The 16614-nt window shown below is 37.9% G+C and carries 16 protein-coding genes and 1 pseudogene; 1 reads left to right on the forward strand and 16 read right to left on the reverse strand.

Going from position 1 to position 16614, the window contains the following annotated elements; translation table 11 throughout:
- Nucleotides 1–38 precede the first annotated feature (38 nt).
- Nucleotides 39–512 carry a P1 family peptidase gene (locus tag A2J09_RS10475; protein ID WP_012295127.1) on the forward strand — a complete coding sequence of 158 codons (474 nt, stop codon included), beginning with the start codon at nucleotides 39–41 and terminating at the stop codon, nucleotides 510–512.
- Here the strand turns inward: A2J09_RS10475 and A2J09_RS23015 are convergent.
- From A2J09_RS23015 to A2J09_RS10555, 16 genes and pseudogenes are all read right to left on the reverse strand, one after another.
- Nucleotides 441–836 (reverse strand): annotated as a pseudogene (locus tag A2J09_RS23015) (DUF2247 family protein); the annotation flags it as partial. The gene A2J09_RS10475 and the pseudogene A2J09_RS23015 sit on opposite strands and share 72 nt — an antisense overlap.
- Nucleotides 837–848: 12 nt before the next feature.
- Nucleotides 849–1529 (reverse strand): hypothetical protein, encoded by a 681-nt coding sequence (locus A2J09_RS24240; RefSeq protein ID WP_012295128.1) that lies wholly within the window; start codon nucleotides 1527–1529, stop codon nucleotides 849–851.
- 205 nt (nucleotides 1530–1734) lie between these two features.
- Nucleotides 1735–1947 carry a hypothetical protein gene (locus tag A2J09_RS10485; RefSeq protein WP_036162098.1) on the reverse strand — a complete coding sequence of 71 codons (213 nt, stop codon included), beginning with the start codon at nucleotides 1945–1947 and terminating at the stop codon, nucleotides 1735–1737.
- A gap of 726 nt (nucleotides 1948–2673) precedes the next feature.
- Nucleotides 2674–3129 (reverse strand): SMI1/KNR4 family protein, encoded by a 456-nt coding sequence (locus A2J09_RS10490; RefSeq protein WP_036162101.1) that lies wholly within the window; start codon nucleotides 3127–3129, stop codon nucleotides 2674–2676.
- A gap of 4 nt (nucleotides 3130–3133) precedes the next feature.
- Complete coding sequence (locus A2J09_RS10495) at nucleotides 3134–3475, reverse strand: deaminase domain-containing protein (RefSeq protein WP_080695214.1); 342 nt, start codon at nucleotides 3473–3475, stop codon at nucleotides 3134–3136.
- Nucleotides 3438–3773, reverse strand: coding sequence for a hypothetical protein (locus tag A2J09_RS10500; protein WP_036162104.1), 336 nt, complete (start codon nucleotides 3771–3773; stop codon nucleotides 3438–3440). Before A2J09_RS10500 ends, A2J09_RS10495 begins: the two co-directional genes overlap by 38 nt.
- A 1457-nt stretch (nucleotides 3774–5230) precedes the next feature.
- Nucleotides 5231–5692, reverse strand: a complete 462-nt coding sequence (locus A2J09_RS10510; protein ID WP_012295132.1) for an SUKH-3 domain-containing protein — start codon at nucleotides 5690–5692, stop codon at nucleotides 5231–5233.
- Nucleotides 5693–5702: 10 nt separating this feature from the next.
- On the reverse strand, nucleotides 5703–7196 hold the full coding sequence (locus A2J09_RS10515; RefSeq protein ID WP_012295133.1) for a hypothetical protein: 1494 nt from the start codon (nucleotides 7194–7196) through the stop codon (nucleotides 5703–5705).
- Nucleotides 7196–8725: a contractile injection system protein, VgrG/Pvc8 family gene (locus tag A2J09_RS10520; protein WP_012295134.1), complete on the reverse strand. Its 1530-nt coding sequence runs from the start codon at nucleotides 8723–8725 to the stop codon at nucleotides 7196–7198. The genes A2J09_RS10515 and A2J09_RS10520 overlap by 1 nt, the downstream gene beginning before the upstream one ends.
- A gap of 33 nt (nucleotides 8726–8758) precedes the next feature.
- Nucleotides 8759–9166, reverse strand: coding sequence for a DUF4280 domain-containing protein (locus tag A2J09_RS10525; protein ID WP_012295135.1), 408 nt, complete (start codon nucleotides 9164–9166; stop codon nucleotides 8759–8761).
- A 105-nt stretch (nucleotides 9167–9271) separates the two neighbouring features.
- The gene (locus A2J09_RS10530; protein ID WP_012295136.1) at nucleotides 9272–9829 is read right to left on the reverse strand and encodes a hypothetical protein; all 558 of its coding nucleotides are present in this window, start codon (nucleotides 9827–9829) and stop codon (nucleotides 9272–9274) included.
- Nucleotides 9830–9853: 24 nt separating this feature from the next.
- Nucleotides 9854–10984 carry a pentapeptide repeat-containing protein gene (locus tag A2J09_RS10535; RefSeq protein ID WP_012295137.1) on the reverse strand — a complete coding sequence of 377 codons (1131 nt, stop codon included), beginning with the start codon at nucleotides 10982–10984 and terminating at the stop codon, nucleotides 9854–9856.
- 31 nt (nucleotides 10985–11015) lie between these two features.
- Nucleotides 11016–12440 (reverse strand): hypothetical protein, encoded by a 1425-nt coding sequence (locus tag A2J09_RS10540; RefSeq protein ID WP_012295138.1) that lies wholly within the window; start codon nucleotides 12438–12440, stop codon nucleotides 11016–11018.
- Nucleotides 12437–13114 carry a hypothetical protein gene (locus A2J09_RS10545; protein WP_206700947.1) on the reverse strand — a complete coding sequence of 226 codons (678 nt, stop codon included), beginning with the start codon at nucleotides 13112–13114 and terminating at the stop codon, nucleotides 12437–12439. The genes A2J09_RS10540 and A2J09_RS10545 overlap by 4 nt, the downstream gene beginning before the upstream one ends.
- A gap of 49 nt (nucleotides 13115–13163) precedes the next feature.
- On the reverse strand, nucleotides 13164–13949 hold the full coding sequence (locus tag A2J09_RS10550) for a hypothetical protein (protein ID WP_012295140.1): 786 nt from the start codon (nucleotides 13947–13949) through the stop codon (nucleotides 13164–13166).
- Nucleotides 13950–13987: 38 nt separating this feature from the next.
- Complete coding sequence (locus A2J09_RS10555) at nucleotides 13988–16606, reverse strand: acetate and sugar kinases/Hsc70/actin family protein (RefSeq protein ID WP_012295141.1); 2619 nt, start codon at nucleotides 16604–16606, stop codon at nucleotides 13988–13990.
- Nucleotides 16607–16614: the final 8 nt, after the last annotated feature.

Consider the following 16614-nt stretch of genomic DNA (forward strand, 5'->3'; position numbering starts at 1 on the left):
ATTTACCATAGCTTCTTTCGTAGTTGGAACTTAATGCAGTGGGAGATGTCAAACATCCTCATACACGGCAAATTTTAGCGGGAGCGAGAAATCCTCAAACAGGACAGTGGCTGGATTGCTGTGCCTATCTCGAACAGCATGCACAATCAGAGGCACTTGCTGGCACAAATACAACCATTGGCGTAATAGCGTTGAATGCAAAATTAACAAAGGCAGAAGCAAAAAAGATTGCCCAGCTTACACAAAATGCACTCGCCCGAACGATTTATCCTGTCCATACGATGCTTGATGGCGACACTATTTTTGTGCTAGGTACAGGAGAGCAGACATTTGCGCTAGATTATTTGGGACATTTAGCAACTAAGGTGATGGAGGAAGCTATTCTTGCTGGTATTCAAGCGGCAGATAAATTGGCAGGGGTGGAAAGCTATACAAGCATTCATATAATTAACAAAACCTGCCATATCTTCTGGGTAGTGATGATTTCCATAAAACTCTGCAATTTTATTTAATAATTTATTATCTTCTTTACATCTTTCTTTTATTTCAGATAAACAAACAAATCTGAGTTTTCTATTCTCCTCTCCTAATATTGTGCTTTCTTCATCTAATTGAGGGAAATAATTTGTTTTTATTTCTAACATAACTTTATCTAAATCTTCACTAGATACTCCCCATGCAAGTTCACTAACAAATCCACTTTCATCACCATTCTCCATCAACTCTACCGCATAGTCAGAAATAACGTCTTTACTAAAATAATTTTCTTGGACACCTACAAAAATAGTTTTCCAGTCATACTTAATATATCTATTTTTTAAATATTTTAAGTTCATATTATTCACCTACTACTTTTTTGGAACTTGATTTGGCTTACCTGTTATAACACCATCTTCAATGAATCTCCTGTGACTCACGTCACCATTTGGCTCAACAATCCATTCAAAATTGCCATTATTACTCCCTGTTATTTGGTATAATTCCCTTTCAATCTTATCCCCTCCTACCAGTGGAAACTTCTCCGAAAATCTTGAATAATTATCAACAACATCAGAAAAACCTTGTTCCTTTGGTGCATAAGGGAACTCTTTTTCTATAATAGGTTTCCCTTTTTCATCTCTTCCCCAAACTGGTTTTACTTTATCAACCTTTTCCCCACTTCCAACTCGTTTTCCATCTAGAATAGGACCTTCAAGTTCTTCAATTACTTTAGAATTAGATTCACTGACTTTCTGACCAGCTTTTCCCGTACCCTTAGTCTCATCTTGTTTTTTAGGATTTTGATTTGGTTTTGGCGCAAGGTTTGGTGCTGGTTTTGTTTGACCGCCGCTAGGTGTTTTAGAAGTAGTTCCTTTTACTCCAAATACTGAGGTTACAACACCAAAACTATCTAACAAATGTTCCTTTGATAAAGGGTCTTTTGGGTTTACTGCCCCATTAACCATTCCGGTAAAGCCAAAGGTTGCGTAATTTACAAAATCAGAAAGTGAACCCCATATTTTCCCTTGTCTGTCCTTTGCTCCAGACACTATACATCTAATGCTCCTAATGTAAAATAGTTTGCAAAATCATACGGTGAGTCTAACACTTTGTTCCATTTCACGGCGGCTTTCTTTGCTTGGTTTTTTGCCTTCTGATAATACTGTTTGGCTTTTTGAACAGTCTTTTTCGCATAAAGGACAGCCTTTTTTATGGTTCATTTATACCATTTTACAAACTTCTTTTTCGCAAATTTTATGAATTTATGGGCTTTCGCATAAACTTTGCCTTTCTTTTTCTTACGCTTCTTTTTAAGATTTTGAAGAGATTCTTTAATTTTAATTTACTTTTCGCCTTTTTGCTTTTCGTTTTTCTAGACTTGCTTGCCTTTTTAACACTCTTAACAACAGGGATACTGGCAAACAAACTGCATATTGCTCCAAAAAAACCTTTTCCCTCCTTTGCCATTAAGCACCACCCCCACCAGTAGGAATCATGCTTATGACATCTAGTGCGGATTCAAGGTCAGCATTCTTCTCCCGATGTATTAGATACGGATACTGGTGCTTTGTTCGAGCCTTCCATTGTGACAATCTGTCCCTGCATATCGGTGATACCGTCAAGAACGAGACTGCTGGTGCTACATATCAAGCGCATGGATTCTGTTGCACTCATGGAAATGCTTTTCGCCGAAAGAATGATATTATCATTGGCTTTTAGTGTAAACAGATATATACTTTGTACTTCTACTCCGCTTCCAGATCGAGCATTTCCCCCTAATTCCTTACTCTCAATTGCTTGTGCCTGACAGCTAATAAATTACAAATGTTCCATTTATAGGTAAAAACAACTTGTTGCATTTGAAGGTGTAGACTTTTGCCACAATACAAAAATAAACAGCTCATATAACCATTAAAAATGGTTATATGAGCTGTTTGGGTTGATGGAAATCTTTTTAACCTTATGATAAGAATAGAAATACCAATTTTACTTTCTTCATTTCTACCGTACTAAACTTTCACAACTTATTCTATCTTTTAGGAATTAAAATCAAAAGACTGCTTTTTTTCTAATATTGATAATGTCTAGGAATATCTTCTTTCTTTACAATCTTACTGTTATAGTGTAAATCCATTTTTTATTGTAATTTTTGTTAATCAGCACCCGATAAAAAATAGGGTAATCACACAACTTCTATCCCTTGATAAATTCGGATGTAATATTTATTCCATCTGAAAGAAAACGGCTGAAACTATCCCAAGCTATCTTGGGATCCCCCTCCCCCTCTATATATTGGTATACTGGTGGATTCTCTCCCTCACTAAATCTAAAATAATTAAATTCATAACCTTGATGCATTGAAAATACAAAAGCATCCTCTGGTAATTTGAAAGATTCTTGGTTTTCTTCTAGCAACTCATTTGCTTCTTCCGTTAATCTCTTTAAACTTCCGAAGAAAATATCTGTGCCTTGAAATAACAACCCTGCACAATGTCCCACTTCTAACAAAAATGTGCGATACATAGTTGGAAAACTGTGTCCAATTTCCTTCTCCAATTCTTTGATTTCATTTTCATTACACCCCTGAATTTCCTCAACAGTGGCTATTTGCAATCCTACCAATAAATTCACGATACTATTTTTATCCATATTGCTATTTCCCTCCAGGTCCATGATCTATTATTACATCTATATTAGGAAACCTTTGTTTAAACTGTTTTATTACACCTGCGCAAGAAATACAGAATGGCAATTCAGAAAACAAATAAACTTTTCCAGAAGCATCTTTTGAAAAGCTTGAAGACAAATCCTCCAAAATCTTAACTTCCGAATCTAGAGTTCTTGGGTTATGCCCTGTGGTAATTATATCAAAAATTCGCTTATCTGGTACACCTACTGTCCCTACTCTATCTGCATTACCACTAACTCCAATTAATTCACCCTTTTTCCCATTGATTTCACTCCGCAAAAGCAATATTTCTTTTTGAACCAACATTAAATTTTTGCCTAATTTGATCAACTCTATTTAGTGATTGTTCAGTTGACCTTACTACTGTAGCTTGTCCTGTACCCTTAGCTGCTTCATCAGGCTTTTTATTCGAGCCATTTTGTGATGGTTGGGTATTAGACGGTTTCGGACTTGGAGTTGTTGTGTTTCTTCCAACTGTTCCTGTATCCTCTATGTATCTAGCGTCTCCACCTGCTCCTGCTAACTCATACCGCTGTGGTGGTTGCAGCATCTGATGCAGTTGCTGTTTGACTTCGGCTACTTTGGATTGTATCTGGGTTTTCACGTTCACTACTTGCTTTTTGACTTTTTCTTTTACACTGCCTAAGAGACCTTTATTCGCATTTTGAACACTTTTATTGATGCTCTTAAATGGTTATCTTTTCAATTTACGTACTTAAACATGCATAAAAGCACTTGTCGCCTGTTATAGACAATCAAGTGCTTTAAGTTTATAAATTTTCTAAGTTTATTAATATTCGCAAGTTTTGTAAGTTAGTTTAATATTGACAGTATGACATCTTTTTACCACATGGCAAGTGTAACGTTTAAACACTTTAGCTTGTTTAATCTCGTGTGTTTCGTCCCTATGACATCCATAAGTGGTCCCTTGTAAGTAAAATGTCATCTCGCCTATTCTCTCTCTTATTACATTAGCGTTAAAATAGCACTTCTTGATGGCCTAGCCTTCATGAGTTATTAATTCAAATTCAAGGATATCTTTAACTGTACACAATTAAAATCTATTTATATTCTTGTTCATCGCCACGAGCTTTGTCATTATCGTTTATTTAGTCACTATTCCATACAAAACTACCTCCTGCATGTAAAATGTCATCTCGCCTAATTCTCACACTTTTCTTCCTAGACAACTGTTTACATAGTACTCCTTGATGGTCCAGCCTTCATGAGTTATTAATTCAAATTCAAGGATATCTTTAACTGTACACAATTAAAAAAACTATTTATATCCTTGTTTATCGCCAAGTGCTTTGTCATTCTCGTATGTAAATATGAATCGAGTTACTAATTATAGCAGTCTTCTATAGCTTTCATTGCAACCAATCTTGTGTGTATGCTTACCTTCATAGACTGTTGATTCAAATAATAAGCCTTTAAAAACTAAAAGTTTCAGTTAATTGAAGTTTAGTATATTAATACAGCCTAAGATAGATATCTAAGCCCTTTATGGGCTGTCTTTAACCGTCCCCTAAAATATAAAACCAGACTGATCTAAAAAAATGGTGGCAGTTGTCTTTCCCAGCTACCACCATATTATCATTCATTCAATTTAACGTACTCTTATTGTGTAGTAACATATTTTTTATCAATTTCAGATGGTTCCTACTGTTCTTGATAAATTTACTTTTCATCTTTAACAATAACTTCATACATCTCTCCAACATTTGCATCCATTGGTACCCATGCATAATAATTTTGATTAATATAAATTGAACCAACTTTGTTTTTGCATCATTCCAGTAATTTTTCATGCTTGGATAGTATACATCCCTTTTCTTGAAAAATCTTCAAAAAAACGAAGATAACAAAAACAGGTCTATCATGGAGTTATCTAACCACAATCGACCTGCTTTTTGTAATGGAATACCGTTATTCAGGTGAAAAATTCACGCATTAATATGCGTACAAATGAAAAAATGAAAGGACGAAATCTTCATAAGTGTATTACATGAGTTATGTGTAATTAACGGTTTCATTCAGCGCTAGGTAATACTTATCACCTTAATTTTCTAAATGCTCTTCATGTATTACTTTTAACTCTCTCCCTTCACATAAATTGTTGAGAGCTTCATATATTCCGCAACCAATTTTCCAAATATAGTAATCATCTCGTACTGCGTAAACTTCCCCTGCTTTAGACATATACAATACTGCATTATCTCTAAAAGCAGTACCAATTACAACCAAATCCTCACCTATTATAACTTCATATCTTTTATAATGTCTTCTGTCTAAATCCCCCAGCCCTTCCTCCGGATCTATCACAAAATCATCCAATTTTCCATTATATTCGTAGATACACTTTAATTCACCAAATTGCTCTAGTGCCTCTTTTACACAATCGAAAACTATATATCCTTTATCTTCTAAATATTTCACTTGTGAACTAATATCTTTTTTTCGCTCTGGTGTCCACCCTGATTGTTTTAATATTTTTTTTGTTTTTATTGATAGTTTTTCCATTCTAAAAACCTCACTTTTTACCAAAAGGTATATCAACAATAAACTCCTCAAATGTCACTTTACAATTCCCACACATTTCCTTGTATTTACCATTTTTCGTAGAGATGGTGCTCAAGATAATATCTTCAAGCTTTGCTCCTTCCTTAAAAGCTTGATTTACTGCTTGAATTTCTGCACAGTTTTCTACTTCCCATCTCTCAAAACTATCTTTACCTTCTTTTTCCATCGCTCTCTGTTTAGTTTTTTCCACCAACTTTTTAGTATCATCGTGTAAATCCGATGCTGTCGGATTGAATCTAGGATTTCCCGTTCTTAAATCTGTACCAACACCATTATAACCAGTATAAGTTTTTCCAGTTTTCATATCAACAGCAGCAGTTATAACATGTGGAATATGGATATCATTTGTATTTGGATCTATATATTTACCATTAAGAAGTTCTGCTCGTTCTTGCGCAAGCTTCTTCCTTGCCACATCTATAGCTTCGTCTTGTTTTAATACCCTAGTTGTATTTTTATCCGTACCCTTATCCTCAGCAGGCTTTTTATTCGAGCCATTTTGTGATGGTTGGGTATTAGACGGCTTCGGACTTGGAGTTGGTGTGTTTCTTCCAACTGTTCCTGTATCCTCTATGTGTCTAACGTCTCCACCTGCTAATGCAAAATTCTGCTGCTGTGATTGTACCATCTGACGCAGTTGCTGTTTGACTTCGGCTACTTTGGATTGTATCTGGGTTTTCACGTTCACTACTTGCTTTTTGACTTGGTCTACTACACTTCCTACTGGACCTTTCAGCACGTTTTGAACACCTTCAGCGACACTCTTAACTACTCCGGCACCTTTATTTACTAATTTTCCGCCTGTTGCCACCCAGCCCGCAAACGGAATCATCGCGCCAAAGGAAAGGGCCGCATTGACCTTGTCACCTCTAGCCAGATAAATAATGCCATTCACGCCATCCGCTATTTCGCCGAAACCTGGGATTAATCCTACAAGATCTAATCCTACTTGTAGCGTATTCAACAGATTTTTAGGTTTTACAGCATTTTTCACTGCCTTGGTGGTTGCTTGAGCAGCTTTTTTCACCACTGGTAGTACCTTTTCCTTCACTACCTGCTTCGTTTGTTTGACAGCGGCCTTTACCTGTTGCTTGGCTTTTGTCACAGCCGCCTTTGCTTTTTTCACAACCTTTTTCGTGGTCAGAATCGCTTTTTTAATGGCCTTCTTCGCCCGTTTCACCAATTTACTCTTGGATAAACTATTTTTTAGCTTACGGGCCTTGGTAAAGAATTTCCCCCACTTTTTCTTTTTCTTCTTGCGTTTTTTCTTTTTCTTCTTTTTACTCGATTTCTTTTGTTTTTTCTTAGTGGAGCTTTTCTTTTTGGAGGATTTCTTGGAGCTCTTCCCTTTCGATCCTCCGCTCTTTCCTTTTTTCGCTCCGCCTGGGGAGCCTACTTTCGGAATCATTCCCAGTAAGCTTCCTGCTAATCCTAATAGACCCATTAGGCATCACCCCCACCAACAGGGATCATCCCCATCATGTCTAAGGCGGAATCGAGGTCTGCTTCTTCTTCCTGTGAAGCGACTGACACAGGGGCTTTGATGGACCCTTCCATCGTGACCGCCTGTCCCTGGATATCCGTAATGCCGTCAAACACTATACTACTGGAGCCGCAGGTAAATCGCATGGATTCGGCTGCACTCATGGACACTCGCTTCCCTGCGAAGGTGATCGTGTCATTCGCTTTGACTAGCAGGGAGGGCTTACTATGCACGGTAATGCCGCTGTCCTGATGAAGCTGCAGAAAAACAGCACCCTCCTTGGCCGTAAATGTCACGGATTGTGGATCTAGCTTCATGTCCTTCCCTTTTGGCGTACCCCAATAAGACGTTTTCGGATCAGCCGTTTTTGGGTTGGCCTCGCCACCTTTTCGTACACTGTGGCGAACAATCGCAGCTTCCTCGCGATGTGTCGGGAAGGCAAGATGAACATGATCGCCCACCTCTGGAGGACTGTAAAAACCACTGTGTCCTTCTGCTGTATATGGCGTAGCCAATGGGAACCAGGTAGCTTCTTCCTTTTTTTGCGCCTCATCCATGCTGAGATGGAGTCGTACCTGATCCTTTTTGACCTCTAACACCTTTCCTTCAATTGCAGTACCTGATAGAAACGGAATACTTCGTCTGTCTTGACGTATGCCTTTTTTGAACAGCAAATGATACTCATAGGTAAGAATGCCTTGCTTCATTTGGGCGATGGATTTGGCTACCACCAGCTCCTTACCTTGGAGCTGCACACGATCACCTAGCTTCAAAGTCTTTTTAGACTCGATCACATAGGCGACGGTATCCCGCTCCTCTATTGGCTGATCGATGTCATTATGCTTACTATGTAAAAACTTAGAGCGATCCTTTAAAATTTCATAATTTGCCACTGATAGCTTTTCCATTCGTCCTTCAGGTAACCCAAACCAGAACTTCGGCTTATCCGCATCCACTGCAGGGATTAGCACCGTCCGAAAATGGGACGCCATACGTTGTAAAAATTGCCAATCCGTCTCTTTATATTGTAATATAAACTGCTTGAGAGGAGTAGCCTTCGACACAGTATCAATGACATCTGCACCTGAGTAGTCTTTCAAAACCTTTTTTAACAGTGCCTGATAAGTCATTTTATTATGCTGAAAGGAACGGTATTTTTGTTTACAGTCTAGGGTGAACGTAGATGATACAGCCTCTAGTTCAATTTGATATACTCCCCTCACCATACGTACAGCCATTTCTGTAACCTGACCTTTAAAAAGTGTGCGTATTCGTTGCCCTTTATTTTTTTGAAATAGCTCTATTCGATCTGACGTACTAGCATGTCGCATACAACTGTCTTTCTTTTCAGCAGGGATGAACCCCTTTATAGTTAACCTTGCGTGGTCATTCACTGTTTGAGTCAACATAAGATGATGCAACGTCTGGACTTCATAGGGGGATACGAGTTCAAGCTCACCGTATCCGATTACTTCCTCGTATGTGTTCACATGAATTCCCTTCTTTCCTCAAGGGACAATGGATTATTCTTGTCCATCATCTTCTACTTTTATCGTTCCACAATACATACACATATTAATAGATTGACTAATTAACGCTGGATGATTTTCAATTAGTTGATCATTCTTGCCATTAATCCAAGGCATCGTGATGACTGGTGTACAGGGCATCGGCTTTAAAACACCATTATTGTCAGCAGTGGCCGCCGCAACTATTGGATTCGCTAATGTTTGGCATAAGCCAAATGGTTGAATATTGACATGAGGCTTATAATCCATCGTATTCATCTGTGCCTTATTTTTCGTATAAACCCCATGGCTGACTGGCATTTTTAATATACTTGTTTGATCACCTTGCGAGCAGGATAATTTGGCACCAGCTACTACATAGCTCCGTTGGTCGCCACCCTTTGTCTGCAATTCTTCTGACATCGAAAAACCATCCTTTCTATACGTAAGCTGTTGTAACTTTTACTAAACATCGTTGACGATGATTAGAAAATAATTATTTCCTTTTCGCTTCTTGCCCTTTTCAACCTATTTTCCTACTGCCAGAATATCGTTCCATCTTCCTTCAGTTTGTATTTTCCGTAATCGTATTCCCCTAAAATCTCGGCGAAGAATGCTCTCGGCTAATTCAATATTAACTACTATATAATGTTCTTTAATTCCCTCAATTTGAAAGATCGGATAAGGGGCTGCTAAATGCTCGTCTATTACTAATTTTTTTAACGTTCCATCCAGATGAAATTCAGTTTGAGCAGAGAGACAAGGAACTTTTGGTGGAATAACTAGCCAATATAACGTTTGCATTACTTTAGGTATATCCATGAGAACAACCGCTTTGAATGGCATTTGTGGTTCATATTTTTCCACTAATTGTTTAACAGCATCAGAAAGGAGCATGATTGGCTTTTCAATCAAATCTGTATATACCATCTCGCCTTTCTCTAATACAGGAAATTGGCGTTCGAGCTCCTCTAATTCCTCCATTCTTTCAATTGTTAGTAGCTCTTTTTTTATCACTTGGGCTATACCAACAGGCTCGACAGCATTTGAGATGCGTTCATCCTGAGATAGAATAAAATAGTTCATTTTTCTTCTCCTTTTTCACCATGTCTACTTCCAAATGACACTTGCTGATTGGAATGGATCTAGCTTTAAATATTGCTGAGCCTCCTTAGAAAACATGGCCTTTTCTAAATTTGCCCCTGTAAAATTCGTATTCCTTACATTTGCTCCCATAAAGTTGGCCCCTCGTAAATTTGCTAGCTCAAAATTAGCGCCTTCTAAATTCGCATTTGTAAAACGAAGCGGTAAATAGCCTGGTGTTTCCCATTTCTGGCGATCTAGCAAACCACTGGCTCCCTGTACTTGTTGAAAATTGGCTCCCTGTAACTGACTATTGCTAAAATCCGCCTCATGAATGGCACTGAAGCTCAAATCAGTGTCCATTAGCTGACTTTCCCTAAAATTGGCGCCTATCAACAGACATTCACGCATACGACAGTTGGTTAAATTGGTTTTCTGAAAAAAGGCATAGCGCATATCCAAGCCCTCATACGTTCCGTCAGCTAAGCGTAATTGATTAAATACCTCATATGGATATGCATCCTCTAGCTTTTCTTCTAACCAAGCCTTTATTTCATCACTATCCTTCGATGAAAAGTCCTCGCTATAAACTACTTCGTTCATATCCATAAACTCACCTATACGGATTTCGACAGCCACATCCCGCTCCAGTGCTAAATATTCTGGACATCTGATGATGTCGGGTAGCGCATATCTAGCAAGACTTATTAAATATTGGTGAAAATGATTGGCATCCTGGAGTCTAATGCGATCAATATCTGCTTGCGTAATTGCCCCCATAAAGGTTTTGCTATACAAACTTAGCTCTTGGATGTATTGCTCTAAATAATGATGCACCCAGCTAGCATCATAGGTAGTTAAAAGAGGTTGTAGGTCAAAAAACCATTCGTCGTCCGTAGCCTCTACTAAATAGTGCGGATTTCTCTCCAATAGCTCTGTGCGTAGCATCGAAAATGTAATATGGGCAATTGGTCCTTTCTGGTGAAGCGATTGCTGCTGGGCTAGTTGCTGACATACCTTTTGAAAGGACGACCTAAATTCCTCGGCTAGCTTGTCTTTGGAGGCTTGGAAAAAATCCTCGAGCAGCAAAAGATAGTTCAATCTTCTTTTTTCTACTTCTGTGTCATAAAAATGCTGTAGAATTTCCTGTGCCTGCATTTGTGACTCCTTCTTTCTCTTTTGTTCATCTTTAATTGGCTTTTACTTCTTTTCCAAAAATTTGCACACTGCCATTCATAGTAATTTTACTTTCTTTACATTGTAATGAAATTTCTTCCTCTGCAGACATAAGGATTTTTTTGCTAGCATTCACCGTAATATCTGCCTCAGATATAAGCTTAATCTCTTTTTTGCTATAAATTTCGATACCGTTTGCTTCATTTAAACGAATAAAAATATCGCCATCCTGTGCGGTAATGAGAATTTCTGTTGGACTTAATTTAATCTCTTTACCAAAGGCTGTCCGATAATATTTCGTCGAAGGATCGTCTAGTTTATTAGTGGCCGTTGTATCCAAGTTTTTTCGTATTGAGGTACTAGCAATCCCCTCTTCCTCACGGTGAGAAGGAAAATAGATGTGGACAAAATCATTGATTTCCGGCATACAATACCAGCCACTATGTCCCTCAGCTGTATAGCCCGTTGAGTAAAGGAACCAATGTGCCTTTCCCTTATCCTGCTTGTCATCAATAGCTAAATGTACCTTAATATGATCCTTTGCGACTTCTAACACTTTTCCTTCTAAGGACAAGCCGGAAATATCCGTGTTAAATAGCTCACTTTTTTTCATGCCATTTTTCGTTGACAGTGTATAGTAATGTTTCAGCAAGCCATCCTTCATAGTTGTATATGCTTCATATATATACAGTGTTTGCTTATTAAATGTAACGTGGTCTCCTATCTGAAGTACCTTGTCACTTTCCACCTCATAGTAAAGGAAGTCATGCTCGCCCATTCCTTCATTACCATTCTCTGTATATAGTAGATAGTCTGCTATTTTTTTTCTGGTCGTGTAATGATAATCTTCTAGCTTTCCTTGAGCACTTCCAGCTGGAACACCAAAATGGAACTTTGGCTTGTCAAAGGTAGCAGCAGGCACGAGCCCCGTATTAAAACGAGAGGCTAGTCTTTTTAAAAATTCCCAATCTGTTTCGTAATATTGAAGAGTAAACTTTTCTAATTTAGCACCTTTTGTAGCTTCATCAATAACATCAAGACCAGGATAAACAGGATTTAACAGTTTGAATAAAGCCTTATAGGTCATTTCCTTATCCTGATAGGAGCGATTTTTCTTTTTAATATCTAGCTGATGGGTACTAGAAGCCGCTACGACCTCTATATAATAGATGCCACGCACTGAGCTAACCTTCACATTTAAAATAACACCTTTAAATAAGGGAGAAGGGACACCGAGATGGTTAAGCTGGTTTACTTCAATGGCAGATTGTGCCTCTGTCATTTCGACATATGTATCTCTCGCCTCTTCAGGCACAATCCCAGTAAAACGTAACATAGCATGTTCGTTCATTTTTTTTGTAAGGCTTAGCTCTTGAATGCTGACAAGCTCGAATGGCGATATTTTTATATGATGATAAGTCGTCACTGCACCACTCATAGAACTGTCCCTCCTTTCCCTTCACTTGAAGTGAATTGTAAGGACTCCATCATAGCTCTCGCGATAGGGCGCCAAGTGTCAAGATCATCCTCCATACAATTAAACGTTCCAATAAGTGCTCGCCCTTCGACAGAGGCAAAGAACATTAAATTAAAAATTTCTCCATCAATGGCAGGTGTAATGACCTCTAAAAAGCCTACCGTTTTGCCATCGATCTTCTGAACATCTGTATCCAACCAATCTGCTGAAGGCTGAGCTTGTTCAAGGATGTCCATCATATTTTCTTGAAATGCAGCGACTCCGTCCTCGTTTAAGCGATGTGGTGTCAGATTGAAGGCAAGATTGATTGATGAGGAGGTATCTGTATAAATTAGATTTGGTCTACGCTCTGATGGGTACTTTAAGGACGCTAGTTCAGCAGACATAATAGAAAATAGCTTTGGCATTCGTATAATCATTTTGCCGTCCAATAATGGTTGCTCTATCACCTGGACTTCCTCATCATCAATGGTGATAATATTTTGGTAAATATCGACTTCTTGTAGATTGTCCTGTTCGTCTTGTTCAGGCTCCTGTTCCACTTGTAATGCCGCTTGCTGCTGGGCTAACTCATGTCGTTCCTGATCTCTCATTTCGTTTCTTAATGCAATAATCTTTTCATCTAAAAATTTCATCCCACTCACCTTCCGCTTCTTCAACGTTTTTTCACTGACAACTTTTCAACTAATCAACGATCATTCGCTTTGGTCGACTTGGACTAGGCATTTGACTAGCCCCAGTTCCACGACCACCATTTTTGGATTCAATTAATATACGATACAAATATTTGTGAATTTGACTATTGGAAAACGGTTGAAACTCTAGCTCTAACCGATTACTAATGTACATTTCAATGACATCTCGCTGTACTCGTTCTTCATTTAAACACGCTAGGGCAAATGTTATGTCGTAAGCATTGCTTGGACGATTTTTTAATAATTCCTTTGCAAAACATTGTAAAACCTTAGGATGATAGGTACTTCTTTGTACTCCAGCATATTCACAGTGAAGATAATTAACGGTATTGTATTCAGTGGTATAATCCGAAAAATCTATGGGCTCTGATCGTAGCTTTGCTCCCACCTTTAATTTAAAACGCACTATTTCCAATTCATTGGGGGCAAGATACATGGAGCTATCAAGAACAATAGTCGTTGTAAATTGCGTGAAATCCAAATGATTTACTTCTTCAGCAAAACGCACCTTTACTATCGTTTCATTTCCCGTTGCCTCATAAGGCAGCTCATAGCTACTATGTAGCATATAGAGTCTTTTATTATGTTTCAGGATGCCCTTGGTTAGAATAATGCTTGTATCTGTTACATGAATATGACAACCTGCTATAATGCCGTTCGAGTATTCCTCGAAGTATAGATCTAAAAACTCTCTCGGGAAATCTCGCAGGTTCTCTAGCATTTCCAGCTTTAAAATTCTTCCTTTTTGAAAATGTGGATATTGATTTGTAAACATCTGTTATTCTCCTCTTTTATTTTTTAGCAGATGCCTACTTACTTTAAACCATCAAAGAAATCTAACTCTGATAGATCCGTTTCAAAGGCAAAGAATTCCTTGCTGCCAATAAACAGCTGCTCCTCTTTCCTAGCCACTGGTACTACATGGAAGCCCCAATGATCCTCTCCTGCGAAGACGAAAAATTTCACTTCACCATTGGCTATTGAATCAGTCTCGTCCTGTGGAATTTTATTGGAATAGAACGACACAATACTCTCATAAAGCACGGGTACAAAATTTTCCTGCCTATTGAAATAGGTGTACTTTTGGGTTGTCTGATGATCACTTCCAGTTAGGAAAAATTCGACCTCTGTGACTCCCCATGGGCGTGAAATAGTTCCATGAATTTGATTCAATCGTTCTAAGCTACTGATAAGAAGTTTTTCTTGCCGGTTATGTGTAAATGCGCTAACGGAATAGGGTACTATAGGAGCATCATTCGTAACAGTAGTTTCAATCATGCCAATTTTTTTCGCATTTAAGTAGCGCAACGCTCCTCTTAAGCAGGCAAGCTTTAATTCTGGCACTTTCCCTACATTTTCAGCCTTTTGCCTAAATTCAATGCTACGGCCTGGCACAAACTCCTTTAAAGCCTCTCGGAAGGCATCAATTTTACAGGATTGTCCAGTCAGCTTAATAATGGAGTATTCACCAAGCATGCCACTTTCATAAAACTCCTCTAAAAATTCACGTACAATATCATAAATATCTGCTTTTATAAGATGATTGATTTCTTTAATATTGAAAAAAACATTTGGATAGTCGTAAACATCTTTAAATTGATGATGTTCTAATAACGATAAGCACCAGCGATCTACTGTTGTGATATTCAAATCACTATCCTGCTGTGTATCGTTTTCTGAATAAAAACGGCTTCTCAAAATACCCGTTTTTCGGAAAAATTCCTTCTTCATTTCCTCTGCCATTTCCCATAAAAAATAATGATTATTGCGAACTCTTAGATACTCATCACGTGTCCGATTTTCATATTCCTTAAAGCGTGTAGGAATGATAGATTCAGCATCTTCAAATGCTTCTTCGAATTGCTTGTAGACTGCCTCTACGCCATAATCATCTACATATCGATAAATATCCTTTCCGGGGATATCAATTAACGCATCAATGTCATACGCATTTTTCCCTCGGCTATAATAGTTCGCAAAAACAATTTTCATAAATTGGAAAATGCGGTATGTAATATTATTACCTCCAAAATTGGTATCACCATTTTCATAGGTTGTATGAATATCAATTTTGTAGGAAATGTGGCCGTCCTCTATGCGAAATTTACAGGAAGAGAGGTCTGTCGTTCCCCCACCACAATCAATGACAAGTGCTTTGTATTCTTTACTATCCATAAAGCTTTGATTCTCGATTTGATTGGCGATCGTGTTATATAGAACAGACATCCCTTCATCGAGAGCATGCTCTGTTTCAATTTGATATTCAGGTAATATGGCTTGAAACATATCTAAAAATTGTGTTTTCAGCTTGACAGGACTTGAAATATGCAAATGTTTAAATCGACACTTAAATTGATGCTCAGCCATGCGTATGATATAAAGTAAAAATTCTCTGATGATTTGACTACGCGGGATAAGTGCTGTATTGCCATTCGCATCCATCACTTCTTCTAATTTTGCATAATTACTAACCCAACGCTTGATTCCCTGAAATTTAGTAGCCAAAGATGTATAACTATTTTTTTTCATCACTTTAAGCGCTTCATAGCCAAAATGATAGCTGACATGCTCGGTGTTTGAGCAATCTGCTACTGAAAGCACTGTGGGCACTACTTCAATCCATTCATTTTGATGGAGTGCGTCTGGGAATTGGACAAAATTAATGCTATTAAGCTCAATTCTCTTGTTTAAAAGGTCATGGCTACAAGGAGATGAGACATAATCACTATCCAAAAAAACACCGGCTGTTGTATTTGTTGTACCAAAATCAATCGCAAGGATAGCATTTGTCGTCTCTAATTGCTTCATCTCTAAATCTGGTATCGGTACTTTGTAATAATGTAAATTTGTTGGTGGTAGCGGAATTTCCTGATAGTACGTTTTATACATATACTCAGAATCTTGCTTCCGTAAAAAAATAAAGCTATAATTTTTATTTTTTGTCTCACGTATGCCAAGTGCTTGATCGGCAGTTAAATAATAACTTTGTGGTCTTTCATCATCCTTGACAATATTTAAGATTCCACATAACTCTAGCTGCTCATTCACAAGCAATACATTGGATTCCACTAGAAACCCGCCTGTTTCAACTAAATATTGATCGGGTTTATCTATTTTCATACCTTTATAGATATTCATTTTGGCGGGGATTTTAATACCCCCATTATCAGAAAGCGGCGTCTTTAAATATTTTCGCAAAGCCTCTTCTACTCTTTCAAAGCCCCCATCTTGGTTCTCTTTTATGAGAAGATGTTCCTCAGCCCCACGATATCTTAAAATCTTTTCAATTAATTCGTCCCTTGCCAGCGTGTTAATTAAACCTGTTATGAGCTTTTCCTTATAACAAATATTTCTAAGCTGAAAGGTCGTCATTTCCATTAACTCTACACGTGTATAGGTCATATATTTTTTTTCTGAATAACGCTTATTCATATTCAATT

The organism is Lysinibacillus sphaericus (assembly GCF_001629735.1).
Lineage (GTDB): Bacteria > Bacillota > Bacilli > Bacillales_A > Planococcaceae > Lysinibacillus > Lysinibacillus pinottii.